Source organism: Hahella sp. CCB-MM4 (genome assembly GCF_002260525.1).
Taxonomy (GTDB): domain Bacteria; phylum Pseudomonadota; class Gammaproteobacteria; order Pseudomonadales; family Oleiphilaceae; genus Hahella.
This window is the reverse complement of record NZ_MRYI01000020.1, coordinates 74,413-90,119: the sequence shown is the minus strand read 5'-3', so window position 1 is coordinate 90,119 and position 15,707 is coordinate 74,413. Positions and strand designations below refer to the sequence as shown.

15 protein-coding genes are annotated in these 15,707 nt (G+C 48.1%); 9 read left to right on the top strand and 6 right to left on the bottom strand.

The features are described 5' to 3' along the window. Nucleotides 1–101: 101 nt before the first annotated feature. The gene (locus BTA51_RS25100) at nucleotides 102–1,298 is read right to left on the bottom strand and encodes an aspartate aminotransferase family protein (protein ID WP_246841187.1); all 1,197 of its coding nucleotides are present in this window, start codon (nucleotides 1,296–1,298) and stop codon (nucleotides 102–104) included. A gap of 353 nt (nucleotides 1,299–1,651) precedes the next feature. Here BTA51_RS25100 and grxD point away from each other — a divergent pair, with 353 nt between their 5' ends. Further along, entirely contained in the window at nucleotides 1,652–1,978 is a 327-nt protein-coding gene (gene grxD / locus BTA51_RS25095; RefSeq protein ID WP_094711833.1) for a Grx4 family monothiol glutaredoxin, read from the top strand. 107 nt (nucleotides 1,979–2,085) lie between these two features. On the opposite strand, the gene BTA51_RS25090 is transcribed toward grxD, so the two are convergent. The 5 genes from BTA51_RS25090 to BTA51_RS25070 all read right to left on the bottom strand — a co-directional run bounded on the left by BTA51_RS25090 (nucleotide 2,086) and on the right by BTA51_RS25070 (nucleotide 8,468). After that, entirely contained in the window at nucleotides 2,086–2,724 is a 639-nt protein-coding gene (locus tag BTA51_RS25090) for a TonB family protein (protein WP_168188288.1), read from the bottom strand. Between the two features lie 288 nt (nucleotides 2,725–3,012). After that, on the bottom strand, nucleotides 3,013–5,316 hold the full coding sequence (locus BTA51_RS25085) for a DUF1631 domain-containing protein (protein ID WP_094711831.1): 2,304 nt from the start codon (nucleotides 5,314–5,316) through the stop codon (nucleotides 3,013–3,015). Between the two features lie 248 nt (nucleotides 5,317–5,564). Continuing rightward, nucleotides 5,565–6,170, bottom strand: a complete 606-nt coding sequence (locus tag BTA51_RS25080) for a Yip1 family protein (RefSeq protein ID WP_094711830.1) — start codon at nucleotides 6,168–6,170, stop codon at nucleotides 5,565–5,567. 167 nt (nucleotides 6,171–6,337) lie between these two features. Further along, entirely contained in the window at nucleotides 6,338–7,594 is a 1,257-nt protein-coding gene (locus tag BTA51_RS25075) for an HlyC/CorC family transporter (RefSeq protein WP_094711829.1), read from the bottom strand. 67 nt (nucleotides 7,595–7,661) lie between these two features. Next, nucleotides 7,662–8,468 carry an inner membrane protein YpjD gene (locus BTA51_RS25070; RefSeq protein ID WP_094711828.1) on the bottom strand — a complete coding sequence of 269 codons (807 nt, stop codon included), beginning with the start codon at nucleotides 8,466–8,468 and terminating at the stop codon, nucleotides 7,662–7,664. A 239-nt stretch (nucleotides 8,469–8,707) separates the two neighbouring features. Between BTA51_RS25070 and ffh the strand changes: the two genes are divergently transcribed. From ffh to alaC, 8 genes are all read left to right on the top strand, one after another. Next, on the top strand, nucleotides 8,708–10,087 hold the full coding sequence (gene ffh, locus BTA51_RS25065) for a signal recognition particle protein (protein ID WP_094711827.1): 1,380 nt from the start codon (nucleotides 8,708–8,710) through the stop codon (nucleotides 10,085–10,087). Between the two features lie 175 nt (nucleotides 10,088–10,262). After that, nucleotides 10,263–10,511 (top strand): 30S ribosomal protein S16, encoded by a 249-nt coding sequence (rpsP, locus tag BTA51_RS25060; RefSeq protein WP_094711826.1) that lies wholly within the window; start codon nucleotides 10,263–10,265, stop codon nucleotides 10,509–10,511. Nucleotides 10,512–10,542: 31 nt separating this feature from the next. Further along, nucleotides 10,543–11,067 carry a ribosome maturation factor RimM gene (rimM, locus tag BTA51_RS25055; RefSeq protein WP_094711825.1) on the top strand — a complete coding sequence of 175 codons (525 nt, stop codon included), beginning with the start codon at nucleotides 10,543–10,545 and terminating at the stop codon, nucleotides 11,065–11,067. A gap of 1 nt (nucleotide 11,068) precedes the next feature. Further along, nucleotides 11,069–11,815 (top strand): tRNA (guanosine(37)-N1)-methyltransferase TrmD, encoded by a 747-nt coding sequence (trmD, locus tag BTA51_RS25050; protein ID WP_094711824.1) that lies wholly within the window; start codon nucleotides 11,069–11,071, stop codon nucleotides 11,813–11,815. Between the two features lie 33 nt (nucleotides 11,816–11,848). After that, entirely contained in the window at nucleotides 11,849–12,205 is a 357-nt protein-coding gene (rplS, locus tag BTA51_RS25045; protein ID WP_094711823.1) for a 50S ribosomal protein L19, read from the top strand. Nucleotides 12,206–12,340: 135 nt separating this feature from the next. Next, on the top strand, nucleotides 12,341–13,231 hold the full coding sequence (gene xerD, locus BTA51_RS25040) for a site-specific tyrosine recombinase XerD (RefSeq protein WP_094711822.1): 891 nt from the start codon (nucleotides 12,341–12,343) through the stop codon (nucleotides 13,229–13,231). A 140-nt stretch (nucleotides 13,232–13,371) separates the two neighbouring features. After that, nucleotides 13,372–14,109: a DsbC family protein gene (locus BTA51_RS25035; RefSeq protein WP_246841185.1), complete on the top strand. Its 738-nt coding sequence runs from the start codon at nucleotides 13,372–13,374 to the stop codon at nucleotides 14,107–14,109. Nucleotides 14,110–14,422: 313 nt separating this feature from the next. Beyond that, the gene (gene alaC, locus BTA51_RS25030; RefSeq protein ID WP_094711821.1) at nucleotides 14,423–15,610 is read left to right on the top strand and encodes an alanine transaminase; all 1,188 of its coding nucleotides are present in this window, start codon (nucleotides 14,423–14,425) and stop codon (nucleotides 15,608–15,610) included. The last annotated feature ends 97 nt before the right edge of the window (nucleotides 15,611–15,707 follow it).

Below are 15,707 nucleotides of genomic sequence, written 5' to 3'. Positions count from 1 at the left end.
AAGTGAGTACGTGGTTATACCTATTCTTGTCCAATAATGAAATAGATCTCGCCCGGCATTATGAAAAACATGCCGGGATTGATCGCTTTGGAAGTATTAGGTCAGCGGGGGCGTTTTCTATCGTCGCCAGCGTACAGCTTAATCAGTGTACACAGGGTATTGGCAAGATAGTCTGCATCCGCATCAGACATGACAAGGGGAGGTAACAGTCGAATGACTTTATCCTGAGTAACATTGATCAGTAGGCCTTGAGCCTGAGCCAATGGAACCAGTTCAGGACAGGGCTCCTTCATCTCAATTCCGATCATCAGCCCTTTGCCACGGATTTGCTTGATGTAATCAGCACCACCCAGTTGGCTTTCAAACTGGCTAATAAGCCTTTCTCCCAGCTCCCGTGCCCGGTTGCTCAGATTCTGCTTCTGGATAGTTTGGACGACGGCTAATGCGGCAGCACATGCTAACGGATTGCCGCCAAAAGTTGAGCCATGACTCCCTGGGTGGAATGCTTCAGCTGCACTGCCTCGAGCAAGACAGGCGCCAATGGGGAAGCCATTTCCCAGTCCTTTGGCTGTAGTCACTACATCCGGGTGAATACCATATTCCTGGAAGGCGAAGTAACTGCCTGTGCGCCCGTTACCTGTCTGGACTTCGTCCAGCATGAGGAGCCATTCATGCTCGCGGCAAACTTTCTCAACATATTTAAGGTATTCGGCATCTGCCGGAGTTACACCGCCTTCACCCTGTACCGGCTCTAGAAACACGGCAACAACATTGCTGTTTGAGTCAGCAATATGTTCAAGGGTTTTGGTGTCGTTAAATGGGGTGCGCACAAAGCCGCGCACTAAAGGTTCAAAGCCTGCCTGAACTTTCCTGTTTCCGCTTGCGCTTAATGTTGCCAGGGTGCGGCCGTGGAAGGCGTTTTCCATGACAATAATGGCAGGATTCTCAATGCCTCTTTTTTTTCCATGCAGGCGAGCCAGCTTGATGGCGGCCTCATTGGCTTCCGCGCCGGAGTTGCAGAAGAACGCATTATCCATTCCTGAAACTTTACACAGAAGCTCACCCAGAGACTCCTGATTGGGAATTTTAAATAAGTTAGAGCAATGGGTCAGTTGTGCGGCTTGTTTGGTGATGGCGTCGGTGACTGCGGGGTGAGAGTGCCCCAGACCGCAAACGGCTATACCGCTGATTGCATCAAAGTAGCGGTTTCCATTGGTATCGTATAACCAGCAGCCCTCTCCCCTGGAAAAGGAAATAGGCAGCCTGCCATAGGTGCTCATCAACGGTGCAGCGGGCATTCCTGTCAAACCTCTCTATACAATGGGCGCCATGCATGTCCTGCAAACTAAATCAGTGAGTTATATGCATACCCGAAAAACCAACAAAAAAAGGCAGCCCCGGCTGCCTGTCGGATAGTTATAGTATAGATTATTGTGTCACTTCGCAATTTAGCGGGAGCATTGCTCCTGATCGGATATTTCCTCGTTAATAGTTGAATCACGAAGCAATGTTATGAGGCCTGTGTTGGTAGTTGCGAGGATAAAAACATAGTAAAATAGTCAACTGTTTCGATATCTCGAATGTATTGTAATCAATCGTCGAGGCCCCATAATGTGAAGACATCCAATCAAAGTTAGCAGGTTCAGGATCTATGGATATTATTGAAGTCATCAAAGAGCAGCTTTCCAGCAATGACATCATTCTCTATATGAAAGGGGCTCCAAATGCTCCTCAATGTGGCTTTTCTGCTCGAGCTGTCCAGGCGTTGATGGCGTGTGGTGAGAAGTTCGCTTATGTAAATATCCTGGAGCATCCGGAGATTCGCGAAAATCTCAAGACCTATTCAAACTGGCCTACATTCCCGCAGCTCTACATCAAAGGTGAGCTGGTTGGAGGGTCCGATATTATCAGCGAGCTCTATGAAAAGGGTGAGTTGCAGGACATGGTGAAGAACGCCGTAGCGGCAGCCAGCGAATAATTCTTTCTATCCCGGGAGTGCTCTCAGCTTGAAGTGTGCTCCCGGGTCTCTCTCCCCGCTATTTTCCCCATTCAATTTCTATTGAACTCTCGTCCGCTCCAAGCTAATTATCCATCTGATTCTGGCTTTTTGGGGGAATATATAATCTGAACGAGATAGTTGTAGTCGAATGCCCTGTCTGATGAGGGTGGAGGCTCGAACGGATTGGCTGCGTAGGCGCTTCTGATTGCTGCGGCGTCCAATTCGGAATCCCCGCTGCTTCTCGCGATTTTTGCCCTTACCAGCATGCCGTTTGACTGAAATCCAAGTTCAAGTACCACGATACGTTCGTTCTGCAGTTCACTGAAGGGGTATTGCTTGTCATGGTATTTGTTGTTGGCCAAGTGCTTTACGAGGTAGGGCCAGAACTCACTTTGTGTCGAAGGGGTTGCTTTAAGCAGGTCCTTGATCTCATCTTCATCATTGGTCTTTTGGTTTTTATTGCCAGTCGCGCTGTCCTGAGGGCGGCGGTGGCTGAACATGTTGTCTATCCAGGATAAGTTAGGTTTGCTGGAGGACTGCTTGCTCAGTTCATGGAAGGCGTCGGTGGATTCTGACTTCCAAGGAAGCGAATTGTCGCGAATATCCCGGCTGTCATCGGTTGGACGAGAGCTGTCTGCTGGCTTGGATGGGGACGGGAGGGGGTTAACGGGGCTGGTGGAAGGGCTCGGAATTGAGGTTTGCCCTTGCGCCAGAGAAAGTGTCATGGTCGTGCTTTGTCGCGCCTTAACCGGTTGTTTGATTAATAGGGATAGAAATATGACATGCGCAGATATTGAAATGACGAATGCGTATATTAAATAACTGTGGTTTGAGTACATCTTGCTCATGTCGAAGGCGTGCTGACAAGGGTTGTCTGTAGCAGAAGGTTAGGCAGGCCTAATCCGAAAGCGAATATAGCATATGTCTTAATGTGATAATGCGGGCTAATGCCCGCTTTATCAGTAGGGAGAGTCAATCGATTGTAAAAGGCCAGGTTCAATGCGGGTATTTTATCAGGCTACCTTGCCAGACATTTTGCGCAGATTGTTCATCACCGAATCGATTGCGCGATCTATCAGCATGCCTGACTCTAGGATGATCATGGTGCCTTTGTTGAGTTCTTCGGCCAGCTCTGCGCGAGTTTTTTCCACTACTTTGAGGCCAAGGCGGTTTACAAAAATCAGGCTGTCAGATTCTTCCAGTGCCGTCGAGAGCTTACAGCGGAACCTGGAGCCATTGACGAGCTTGAATTCCACCCACTCTCCTGTCTCCAGGCTGTCAATCTGTTCCAGGTAATGAGCCAGCGAAGCGTCATTAACGTGGACCTTTTTCTTCTCGGCAGCATCAATAGCTGCTTTGAGGTCTGTAAGCGGTGGTGGTTTGGGAGAATCTTTCAGTGCCGCAGTTACAGACTGCTGCTTGAATGTCTGGGTCAGCTGCTTTTTCAGGTCCAGGAGCATTTCGTCCAGACGGCCTGTGTTGTAGGCAACTTCCTTTAGTCCGACTTTCAGATTCTTCAGCAACTTGGGAACCACTTGCACCCAACGTTTGCGGGCTTCTTCCTCGGAGTGAATCTGTAGACACCAGATCAGTTCATCAACTACCTTCACGCATTGACTAAAACGATGTCCTCGTCCTTCTTTGAGGTAAACCAGAAACATTACGCGGCTCCAGCCACTCTTTAAAAGATCCAGTGCCACTTGTGGGATCGCTGTGCTGGAAATTTTTTCGTACAGAATTCTGTCGACGACGAGCTTGGCTTTCTGAGATTTTACTCGGCCAATTTCCGCTTCTTTTGTGCGCTGTTCTACCAGTTTGGATTTGCGCTCTTCTCTTGAAAGATAGTTGTTAAAGCTTTCATGTAAGCGCTCGAACAGGCTGATGTCGCCATCAAAGTCTTCCAGTATAGCGTGGACAACGTCATGGATCTGTTGATACAGCTTGTCCCTGGTCTTCTCGGAGGCGTCACTCCAGCCAATGCTGGCTTTGGCCAGTGCATTCAAAAGTTTGCGGGCAGGATGACTTGGCTTGCTGAAAAAGCTTTTATCTCTGATGGCTACTTTTAATATTGGAATCTGGAGACGGCTGATCATTACCTGCACGGGGGCAGACAAATTGTAGTCGTCCAGGATGAACTCAAATAGCATTGAGACGAGGTTGATCAGGTCTTCATCAACCTGACTAATGGTTGTCGGGCGCTCAGACGTCTTGGCTTGTTCATCAAGAATGCCTTTAACTGCGGCCTTAAGGTCAACGGCTACGACAGGACCCTCTGCGAGATTGTCCGCAATCATTGAGTCCTGAAGGCCGGTTAGCATATTGACAAGTTGGGGGCCTTCTACGAGCTGTGGAGGGCCAGAATAGCCTGTGCCACCGTATATGCGCCCTTGGTTGCCGCTAGGAGCGGTCTGCTCAGTCGTTCCCTGTCGAGAGTGGCTTTTGCCGCCTTGTTTTACCGGGGATGAAGTTTGGCTGCTGTCGCCTGTAGAGCGAAGAGAAGCTAATAGCTCTTGAGCCTGCTCAAAGACATCACTCTCTGGTGGGAAATTGTCATTGCCCAGAATCTCTGCCCCGTCGTTTGATTCATTGGAGGGCTGTGAACGGGTAGGTTGGCTACGATTATTGGTGGTCGTGTATTTTAAATTGAGCAGGATGCCTGCTTTGACCAGAATATTGTTACCGGAATCCAGCAGTTCAACCAGGTAGTTCATCACATGTCTGTCGAACTGTTTGAAAACAATCAATTTTTCCTTAATTTCTATTTCAAGGCCGCTGCACACTTCTGCAAAGGCCCGGCAGATTAACTCCGGGTCCAGTGGATTTACCTGCTTGGTGTTATTGCGGTCTGAATAGAGGGTGGAAACCCTTGTCTGAAACTGCATCAAAGAGCCGGAAAAATTGGCTTTAGCCTTGCTCACCATGCTTTCAATGGCGACAGACTCCTCTAATGCATCATTATGCACAAGGGTTAGGTCTTCCATCTCTATGTCATCGGAAGAATCCTGATTCTTCTCGCCGGCTTCCGGTGGGATTTCAAAAGCGTCTTCCAGTGTCTGCTGCAGGAAGCTTTCGATGCCTTTTCTTTTAATGCGTACTTCCCGCATAGCCTCGAAATAACGATTCTGCTCATTATTCGTATGGGCGTGGTTGGCAAGTTCAAAAAATGAATCGTCAATGCCATCGAACATGGCATTCAGGTGGTCGGATAAAAGAGATATGGAGTTGTTGCGAATCCTTTGCTTCAGACTCTCATTAGAGGGGCTGGTACGTGCATTGAGGTGTTCATGCATGTAGCTGACACCGCTCCCCTTGTTCATAAACTTCTCCCGTCGCGCCCACTGGGCATCAAAACCAACTGCAAAGCAGCCCTGTTTGTTAGTAGCGTTCGGCGGTGTGTTTACTTATGATTTTTATGACTATTGTACGTTTTTATATGGAAAAATCTACAGCAATTAATCATGCTGCCAAGCTATTGTAATCTATATTTTAATAGTCATTTTAGTTGCCGGAAAAGGAAGATGTTTCCTTTTCCGGTAGTAATTTACAAGCTATTGTCACATGTCGATCAGGTTGTGTAAACCGGACCAATGCCAAAGCTCCAGATGACTACGCTGGTAGCAATCAGAGCGACCAGCATAACCAAGCCCACCGTCAGAACACTGCTTGCAAATAGGAAGCCGCGATCTTTGGGGATTTTCATCAAAATCGGTAAACCTTCATAGAGCAGGTAGACCGAGTAGCAGACTCCGACCAGGCCAGTAAGCATGTTCAGCCAGATGTTCGGATAAATTGCCATTGCGCCCATAATGTATAAGGGGGTTGCGCCATAGGCAGCCAGTTCGACGCCATGTGGATACTGTTTGTTATCGGCGCCATAAGTGACGGCCATAAAGTCAATAAATTTGCCCAGAATATAAACACCGGCCAGTATGGCCATGTAGAACAGCACGCATAGGTTAAGTGCGCTTCCGGGGGTGAGTTTAACAATCTCATCACTACCGATTTGCCAGCCCACTTGAGTGGTACCGATATAGGCGGCAATCGTAGGGATTAGGGCCAGTAGAATCGTATGTTGAACGTATAGGCGTCCGGTAGTGGCGTGTTGCTCGCGAATCGATTGCCACTCTTCATCCGGATGGGTGAAAAGCCCGAGAGTGTGTTCCAAGATCATGGTTAGGAAGCCTCCTTATTATTTTTATCTCACACTTAACTAGATAGTGTTAGCGCAATTCATAGTCAAGGAGTTGCTTATAATTTGATCTTTTAAGCAGATTCTCTTTAGACTTATGGCTTATATAGAGGCTTCAACAATCGCTATTGCTACAGCTAATAGCGATATTAATCAGGTAGTCCGACGATGGCTGCTTTCACTACGTTGTCTTTAACCTGCTTGATTTCCACATTGTAACCATGGAGTTTCAGGCAGGTTGGGTACTCAGGTATTGCCTCCAATACCTCAAGAATAAGCCCGTTGAGTGTTTTGGGGCCGTTGGTTGGCAATTTCCATCCCAGCACTTTGTTGATCGTGCGGACAGTTGCAGAGCCATCGATAAGAAAGCGATTGGCGTCAAGGGGGGTGATATCCGGGCTGGTGGCAGCAATATCGGTTGTGAATTCCCCAACAATTTCCTCAAGTATATCCTCAAGGGTGGCAATCCCCTGAACGTCCCCATACTCGTCAACAACAACACCTATCCGACGTTTTTCTTTCTGGAAGTTAAATAGTTGAGTGTGCAGAGGAGTGCCTTCTGGAATGAAGTAAGGGTCTCTGCAGCTTTGTAGCAGCATGGCCTTGTTAGCATCATTCTGGGCCAGGAACTTGGCGGCATTTCGCAAGTGCAGGATCCCGATAATATTATTGATGTCTCCACGATATACCGGCAGGCGTGTATGTTGGGCTGCCTTTAGTTGATCAACAATTTCATCTATATCGTCTTCAATATCGATGCCTGTGACTTCACTGCGAGGAATCATGATGTCTTCTACGGTGACCTTTTCCAGGTCAAGAATGCTCAATAGCATCTGTCGGTGTCGCTTGGGGATGCGAGTCCCTGATTCATGTACCAGTGTACGCAGCTCTTCTCGGGATAAATGATCTGTTCCCTCAGCGTATTCCTTAATGCCAAGCATGCGCAAAAGGGAGTTGGAGAGCAGGTTTACACACCAGACAAACGGGTACATCAGCTTTAACAGCGGAAGTAGTGCGACTGATGCGGGGAAGGCAATTTTCTCGGGGTAGGTTGCCGCTAGAGTTTTTGGGGTAACCTCGGCAAATATCAAAATAACAATGGTAAGCAAGGCCGTTGCGATCGCAATACCTACATCACCCCAAAGCCTGGTGGCAATGATGGTGGTTATGGACGATGCCAATATATTGACGAAGTTATTGCCTATCAGAATAACGCCAATCAATTGATCGGGGCGTTGAAGAAGTCTGTTTGCCCTGGCTGCGCCTCGATGGCCGTTTTTCGCAAGATGCCGCAAGCGATATCGGTTGAGCGACATCATTCCGGTTTCTGAACTCGAAAAGAAGCCGGACAGCACAATCAGAAGGAATAGTATGAAAAGTAAGAACGGGATAGATGAATCGTTCAAGGAAGTGATGAATCCTTTGAAATAACAGTGGTTAACATGATAGGAGCGGGAGTGTGGCTGTCAAGCGTCATGGTGTTTTGTTTAGCAAAATTTCCAGGACAAATTTGCTGCCCAGGAACCCCAGCATCAGTATGGCGAAGCCAATGATGGTAATCTGTGCGGCACGGAGCCCTCGCCAACCCCAGAGTTTTCTGCCTGTCAGTAAGATAAGAAACAAAATCCAGGATACGACTGAGAGTACCGTTTTATGAACCAGATGCTGGGCAAACAAGTCCTCTACAAATAGCGCGCCGCTTCCAATTGCCAGAGTCAGGAGAATGAACCCTGTCCAGATCATTTCAAATAGTATGGCTTCTGAAGTTTGTAGTGGTGGTAGAGCCTTAATAAGTCGGCCTGTTAAATGGGATTTTAGCTGGCGATTTTGAGCATAAAGAAGTACAGCTTGTATGGCGGCGAGGCAGAAAACCGCGTAGGCCACCACAGAGAGTGCAGCGTGTATCAGTACCCCGGTTTGGTCCATTGAGACAACAAGTTGTGGACCGCTTCCGTTGATCGCAATGATGATGGCGGCAACTGATGTGGGAAAAATTATGAGCTTTAAATTATGGACTGGTTTACTGACGGCAAAAAGAATAACGATGAAGCTAATCACCAGGCTGATGCCGGACAGAGTATTGTAAACACTGAAGTCTGGGCCGGCAGGGGTGGAGAGGTGTGGCCACAGTCCCATGGCGTGTGTAAGTACTGCAAAAACGCCCATGATTAAGGCGATGTAAGGGCGCTGGGGGATTTTTCCCTGATAAACAGCAAACTGCATGGTCGTCGCAGTGGTGTAGATAATGATGGCAATAATGCTGAGAGTAATCGCGCTCATTAAGAAACTTCTTAAGGAAATCTTTGTATTTAAATGGGATTTAATTGCAGATTGTGTTGCCCCATCATAGGAGTAGCGCCCCACTTTGTACATATTATCGTGGGCTGAATTGCGAAAAGTGCCGGAAATCTCCCAAAGGATGCTCCCGGAAAGCAAAGATCAATAGTTGTTAATGAAGTATCGGGATGGGTTCGCTATAATCCGCAACCTTGCACCGATCAACTCTGGAGACGCATGTTATGTTTGATAGTCTGACGGAACGTCTTTCCGACAGTCTCAAAAAAATTACCGGTCAGGCCAAGCTAACCGAGGACAATATCAAGGAAACCCTGCGCGAAGTGCGCATGGCGCTGCTGGAAGCGGATGTCGCTTTACCGGTTGTCAAAGAGTTTATTGATGGCGTCAAGCAGCGCGCGGTCGGTCAAGAGGTTATGCGTAGCCTGACCCCTGGGCAGGAGTTTATCCGTATTGTTCAGGCGGAAATGGTTCGTGTTATGGGGCAGGGTAATGAAGACCTGAACCTCAACGCTCAGCCGCCGGCAGTGATTATGATGGCGGGTCTGCAGGGGGCTGGTAAAACAACGTCAGTCGCCAAGCTGGCGAGGCTGTTAAAAGAGCGTCGCAAGAAATCGGTGATGGTGGTGAGTGCTGATATATATCGGCCTGCGGCTATCAAGCAATTGGAAACTCTCGCTGGAGAAGTGGGAGTAAACTTCTTTCCCAGTACCGCCGACCAGGATCCTGTAGATATTGCTAATGGGGCTATTGCGGAAGCTAAGCGCCGTTATAACGATGTGGTTATCCTTGATACAGCTGGTCGCCTTCATATAGATGAAGGGATGATGGGGGAGATCAAGCGCCTTCATGCGGCGGTAAACCCTGTCGAGACTCTGTTCGTCGTGGATGCGATGACGGGGCAGGATGCTGCTAATACAGCCAAAGCGTTCAATGAAGCTCTTCCGCTGACCGGGGTTGTCCTAACTAAAGCTGATGGTGATGCCCGTGGCGGAGCAGCGCTGTCGGTCAGGTCTATTACTGGCAAACCCATCAAGTTTCTCGGTATGGGTGAAAAAACAGATGCGTTGGAGCCCTTCCATCCTGACCGTATAGCGTCTCGAATCCTTGGTATGGGGGATGTTCTCTCTCTTATTGAGGAAGCTGAGCGCAAACTGGATAAGTCCAAAGCTGAGAAACTGGCTAAGAAGGTCACTAAAGGAAAATCCTTTGATCTGGAAGATTTTCGTGACCAGCTTCAGCAGATGAAAAATATGGGTGGTATGACCGGTCTGCTGGATAAATTGCCGGGAATGGGGCAGGTGAGTCAGATGGCTTCTCAGCATTTGAATGAGAAGATGTTTGTTCATATGGAGGCGCTGATAAATTCTATGACGCCTCATGAGCGACGTTACCCTGATGTGATCAATAACTCTCGTAAGCGCCGTATCGCGTCAGGCTCTGGTTTGCAGATTCAGGATGTAAATCGTCTTCTGAAGCAGCATAAGCAAATGCAGAAAATGATGAAAAAGTTCTCCAAAAAGGGCGGCATGATGAATATGATGCGCGGAATGAAGGGGATGATGCCTCCGGGTGGTGGAATGCCGCCAATGGGGCGGTTTTAAAAGCGTCTCGGAAGGGAATGCGTTTCTACGAGAAATAAGCGAAAAAAGTAGTTTTCAATGCTTGAATAATTGCGTAGAATATGCGCCCTTTCAGGTAGTGAGCCGATTTGGCAATAAAATTGTTAGCGCCCGCGGCCAAGATTTATTTATACGAAAAAACAGGATTTAAACTGAGATGGTTACGATTCGTTTAGCACGTGGTGGATCTAAAAAGCGTCCATTCTATCACCTGACTGTTACAGACAGCCGTAATGCCCGCGATGGTCGTTATATCGAGCGCCTGGGTTTCTTCAACCCAATGGCACGCGGTCAGGAAGAGCGTTTGCGTCTGGATAGCGAGCGTCTGGAGTTCTGGTTGGGGCGTGGCGCACAGCTGTCAGACCGTGTTAAGACTCTTGTAAAAGAAAGCCAGAAAGCAGCTTAATCAGATTTGATTGTGCTGTTTGGAGACGCGGATGAGTGACCATGAGGTTGTGCTTGGCAAAATCGTCGGCGTTTTCGGAGTTAAAGGGTGGGTGAAGGTTCAGTCTTTCAGCTCGCCTATTGAGAATATTTTCTCTTATAAGTCATGGGTACTTGAGTTTCCTGATTCATCCCGGAAACAGTCGAAGCTCCGGGAAGGGAAGCGGCAGGGCAAAGGTCTTGTAGCTTCGCTTGAAGGGGTTGCTGACAGGGATGAGGCAAGAATGCTGGTCGGTTCAGTGATTAAAGTCGCGATTGATCAGTTGCCTGAGCTGGAGCAGGGAGATTTTTACTGGTATCAGCTGGAAGGACTTGAGGTGTCTACCGTTCAAGGCGAGAAGCTTGGAGTGGTGGATCATCTGATGGAAACTGGTTCCAATGACGTTATGGTGGTGAAGCCAACTCAGGATGGTATTGATGAGCGAGAGCGACTCATTCCCTATTTGCCTGGTCAGGTTGTCCAAAATGTGGAGCTTGAAAAAAGGCTGATCACTGTAGATTGGGATCCGGATTTTTAGAGTGTATTTTGGAATCGTAACCCTGTTTCCGGAGTCCATGAGAGCAGTGACAGACCAGGGTGTGGTCGGCAAAGCTGTCAAATCAGGGTTGGTTCAGGTTAATACCTGGAATCCCAGGGACTATGCTGCCGATAATTATCGGACGGTTGATGATCGACCATATGGCGGTGGTCCTGGGATGTTAATGAAGGTGGAACCGGTAGTGGCAGCAATTGATGCAGCCAGAAATGCGGCTCCACCAGGAAGTAAGACTGTTTATCTAAGTCCGCAAGGACGCCCTATCAGGCAGGAAATGCTAAGGTCTGCCGCCAGTCTTCCAGGACTGGTTATGCTTTGTGGGCGTTATGAAGGAGTAGATGAGCGGGTAATTGAGCGCGAAGTTGACGAAGAGTGGTCGCTTGGTGATTTTGTGCTCAGTGGTGGCGAAATTGCCGCCATGGCCGTAGTGGATGGTGTGGCGCGACTGGTTCCCGGGGTGCTTGGACATCATGAATCCGCAGAACAGGATTCGTTTGAAAACGGCTGGTTGGATTGTCCTCATTATACTCGACCGGAGGTCTATCAGGGCCGCAAGGTGCCGGAAGTATTATTGAGTGGTAACCACGAAAAAATCAGGCGCTGGAGATTGGAGCAGTCGATTCGACGCACGCTTGAGCGCAGACCAGATTTGCTGGAGGGGCGAACGCTATCAAAGGAGGAATCCGAGATAGTTGAGCAAATCCGGCATGAAAAGTTAAACATGAAATAGTTAGAATCCGTCGGATCAGTTTAGGAGCGAGCCATGAGCAGCAAAAATCCAATCATCAGTCAGCTTGAAGCTGAACAGATGAATAAAGAGATCCCAGAGTTTGCTCCGGGTGATACAGTTACTGTTAACGTAAAAGTGGTTGAAGGTAGCCGCGAGCGTCTTCAGGCATACGAAGGTGTGGTTATTGCAAAACGTAATCGTGGTGTAAACTCCGCGTTTACCGTGCGCAAAATGTCCTACGGCGTAGGCGTTGAAAGAACCTTCCAAACTTACAGCAGCCTGGTAGATAGCATTAAAGTGAAGCGTCGTGGTGACGTTCGTCAAGCTAAGTTGTACTACCTGCGTGACCTTAGCGGTAAGGCGGCTCGTATTAAAGAGAAGCTTGACTAATTCTAGCGAACTCTTAAAAAAGAAGGCGGTATTAACCGCCTTTTTTTGTGTCCAGAAAAAGTGGTGTTTGTCAGAAGATTTCCTCCAGATTGAAATTACAAAGTGTTTTATTGTCGGAGTCGATAGAGGTGAAGGGTGGATGATTCGAGTCTGATTGATCGATTTGTTGATTCTTTATGGTTGGAGGCTGGTTTGTCGGAAAATACTCAGGCGGCATACCGTACCGATCTTAGAAAGCTGTCTAAGTGGCTTCAGCAACATAATCGTTGTCTGCGGGTGGTTGGGCGCGATGAATTGCTGGCTTATTTAGCTGAGAAGATGAAGAAGGGCTCGAAGAGTTCGTCGTCTGCACGTTTGCTTACAACTATGCGACGATTCTACCGCTATTTGCTCCGGGAGCAGATAATTGATGAAGACCCAACGCTAAAAATTGAACATCCAAAAGTGCAGCGCTTGTTGCCATCTGCGTTGTCAGAATCGGAGGTGGATAGCCTTCTTAATGAGCCTGATAAAGAGCTTGAGATTGAGCATCGTGATGCAGTGATGCTTGAAGTCCTGTATGCCAGTGGCCTCAGGGTTTCTGAGTTGGTCGGGTTGCGGCTGGAACAGTTAAATTTGAGGCAGGGGGTGCTAAGAATACTGGGGAAAGGAGGGAAGGAGCGTCTAGTGCCGCTGGGTGAAGCAGCGCTTGAAGCTATAGAGGGATATCTGACAGCTGTGAGGCCGTTATTGGTGTCGGATCTACAAAATCCAACGGTATTTCCAAGTATGCGGGGAAGGGAGATGACCCGGCAGACATTTTGGCATCGAATTAAGCTGTACGCGCAAAGGAGTGGTATCAGAAAGAATATTACTCCACACACCTTGCGTCATGCTTTTGCTACTCATTTGGTTAATCATGGCGCAGATTTGAGGGTGGTTCAGCTATTATTGGGGCACAGTGATTTGTCGACAACGCAAATTTACACTCATGTGGCCAAGGCTCGTCTTCAGAGATTGCATTCTCAGCATCATCCTCGTGGTTAGACTATTTTGTAAATCTGTGTAAAGCCGGAAAGATTAATTGTCGGGAGTGAGTGCAAAGGTTACGTAGATGTCATGGAAGTAGACCGTACTATTGTGTAAGTTAAACTCTTTAGGATAAACGACAAGTTGGTGATTAGGGCATGCGGCTTTTTCAATATGTATTGATACTAGGTATGGTGTTTTCGGCAGGGATGAATGCCCATGCGGACGATGATCCGGTAACTGTTATTAAGCAACGGCTGGCTGAAGCCGTGCCGGGCTTGAGAGTGGTAAAAGTCAGTCCAAGTCCTTTGGATGGGCTCTATGAAGTAGAGTCCAATAATCCCAATATGATCTATATCAGCTCAGATGGTCGGTACTTTGTTGCTGGAGATATCTACAAAGTAGAGGATGGCAGGATTACCAATCTGGCTGAACAGCGTCGTGAGAGCACTCGTGCAGAGCTTGTCAATGCGGTCCCGGAATCCCAGATGGTGGTGTTTAAGCCTGAAGGTGAGCCAAAAGCGAAAGTAACCGTGTTTACGGATGTCGATTGCGGATATTGTCGTAAATTGCACAGAGAGATTGCAAAAATTAATGAGCTGGGTATCCAGGTAAACTATATGGCGTACCCCAGAGCAGGTGTCGGGTCAAGCAGCTACACGAAGATGGTGTCAGTGTGGTGCGCTAATGACCGCCAGGCTGCGATCACAGAGGCAAAAGCAGGTAAAGTCCCTGAAGCTAAAGACTGTCCTAATCCCGTGGCAGATCAATACGAACTAGGAAATAAGATTGGGATCACTGGAACGCCTGCTATTGTTCTGGATGATGGTCGCCTGATTCCAGGGTATGTGCCTGCCGAGTCTCTGGCTAAAGGGCTGGGGCTGGCCGCCAATTAAGATTGCTATGCTTAAGCCCACTCAGGCGTGATGTGAATGTCTGGGTGGGCATAGCTTTAGTTTTTTTTCTAAGTCGTTTTCCATTCAAAGTACTTCTTCCTCTTAAATCAACCCATCTTGTTTCAGATAAAACTTTCTAGTCTGCAGGTTGAATGAAGTTCGCCATCTGTCATTTTGAGGCTTACTAGCTTCGATTTCCGTAAATGCCTTGCGGGGCGTGCCCTCGCTACATTGACAGGCAGCAGAAGGGGAGGTATCTTGCCCTGTTCTCAATGGCCTTCCGCCCTCATACACTGAATTTTTGGAGTCGATAATGGAATTCTCGCGCATAAGCCGCCTGCCTCCCTACGTCTTTAATGTCATCGGGGGGTTGAAGCAGCAGGCGCGAGCGCGTGGAGAGGATATCATCGACTTTGGGATGGGGAATCCAGATCAGCCCACACCAAAGCATATCGTCGATAAACTGGCTGAGACCGTTCAGAGAGGGGATACCCACAGATACTCTCAGTCAAAGGGGATTCCAAGGTTAAGGCGGGCGATAACGCAGTGGTATAAGACGCGTTATGACGTGGATTTGGATCCGGAAACTGAAGCGATTGTCACAATAGGGTCGAAAGAAGGTTTGGCTCACTTGGCGCTCGCTACGATGGGCCCAGGTGACGCAGTATTGGTGCCTAATCCCAGCTATCCCATCCATCCCTATGGATTTGTGATCTCTGGTGCGGATATCCGCCATGTACCTCTGAACGAAGATGTAGACTTCTTCGCGGAACTTGAAAAGGCCATCGTTCAGTCGTGGCCTAAACCTAAAATGCTGGTTTTGAACTTTCCCGGAAATCCTACTACTCAATGTGTCGATCTGGACTTTTTCGAAAAAGTGGTTGCGATTGCCCGCGAGCATAAAATCTGGGTTGTGCAGGATATCGCGTATGCGGACATTGTCTTCGACGGCTATGAAGCTCCTTCAATTTTGCAGGTAGAAGGTGCTAAAGAGGTTGCAGTCGAGTTTTTTTCCTTGTCCAAGAGTTACAATATGCCCGGCTGGCGGGTTGGATTCTGCTGTGGAAATCCCGAACTGATTGCTGCGCTGGCTCGAATCAAGTCATATCTCGACTACGGTACGTTTACTCCTATTCAGGTTGCTGCTATTGCGGCTCTTGAGGGGGATCAATCATGTGTTGGAGAAATTCGGGATATGTACCAGCAACGCAGAGATACTCTGTGCCGCGGGTTGAACTCGATAGGGTGGCAGGTAACACCTCCCAAGGCGACCATGTTTGTCTGGGCCAAAATTCCCGAACAATATCGTGAAATGGGTTCGTTGGAGTTCTCAAAGAAATTGTTAATTGAGGCCAAAGTTGCTGTGTCTCCGGGGATTGGGTTTGGTCATTATGGTGATGATCATGTGAGGTTTGCTCTTATTGAGAACGAGCACCGAACCCGTCAAGCGATTAGGGGCATTAAGTCTATGTTCCGAAAAGACGGTCTGATTAGCGAATAAAGGCATTTTTGTCAGTAGTTCACTGATTTACTTTGGTTGCTGGCTGAAAACCTGAATAAGAATCACAATGGCTTCGTGTTAGCGGAGCATTTTCAAG

Excerpts from the sequence above, each read along its gene's own strand:
- BTA51_RS25090 (WP_168188288.1), bottom strand. The coding sequence starts at position 2,724 with ATGACACTTTCTCTGGCGCAAGGGCAAACCTCAATTCCGAGCCCTTCC.
- rpsP (WP_094711826.1), top strand. The coding sequence starts at position 10,263 with ATGGTTACGATTCGTTTAGCACGTGGTGGATCTAAAAAGCGTCCATTC.
- alaC (WP_094711821.1), top strand. The coding sequence starts at position 14,423 with ATGGAATTCTCGCGCATAAGCCGCCTGCCTCCCTACGTCTTTAATGTC.
- BTA51_RS25080 (WP_094711830.1), bottom strand. The coding sequence starts at position 6,170 with ATGATCTTGGAACACACTCTCGGGCTTTTCACCCATCCGGATGAAGAG.
- BTA51_RS25100 (WP_246841187.1), bottom strand. The coding sequence starts at position 1,298 with ATGCCCGCTGCACCGTTGATGAGCACCTATGGCAGGCTGCCTATTTCC.
- BTA51_RS25085 (WP_094711831.1), bottom strand. The coding sequence starts at position 5,316 with ATGAACAAGGGGAGCGGTGTCAGCTACATGCATGAACACCTCAATGCA.
- BTA51_RS25070 (WP_094711828.1), bottom strand. The coding sequence starts at position 8,468 with ATGAGCGCGATTACTCTCAGCATTATTGCCATCATTATCTACACCACT.
- ffh (WP_094711827.1), top strand. The coding sequence starts at position 8,708 with ATGTTTGATAGTCTGACGGAACGTCTTTCCGACAGTCTCAAAAAAATT.
- rplS (WP_094711823.1), top strand. The coding sequence starts at position 11,849 with ATGAGCAGCAAAAATCCAATCATCAGTCAGCTTGAAGCTGAACAGATG.
- BTA51_RS25035 (WP_246841185.1), top strand. The coding sequence starts at position 13,372 with ATGCGGCTTTTTCAATATGTATTGATACTAGGTATGGTGTTTTCGGCA.
- rimM (WP_094711825.1), top strand. The coding sequence starts at position 10,543 with ATGAGTGACCATGAGGTTGTGCTTGGCAAAATCGTCGGCGTTTTCGGA.
- grxD (WP_094711833.1), top strand. The coding sequence starts at position 1,652 with ATGGATATTATTGAAGTCATCAAAGAGCAGCTTTCCAGCAATGACATC.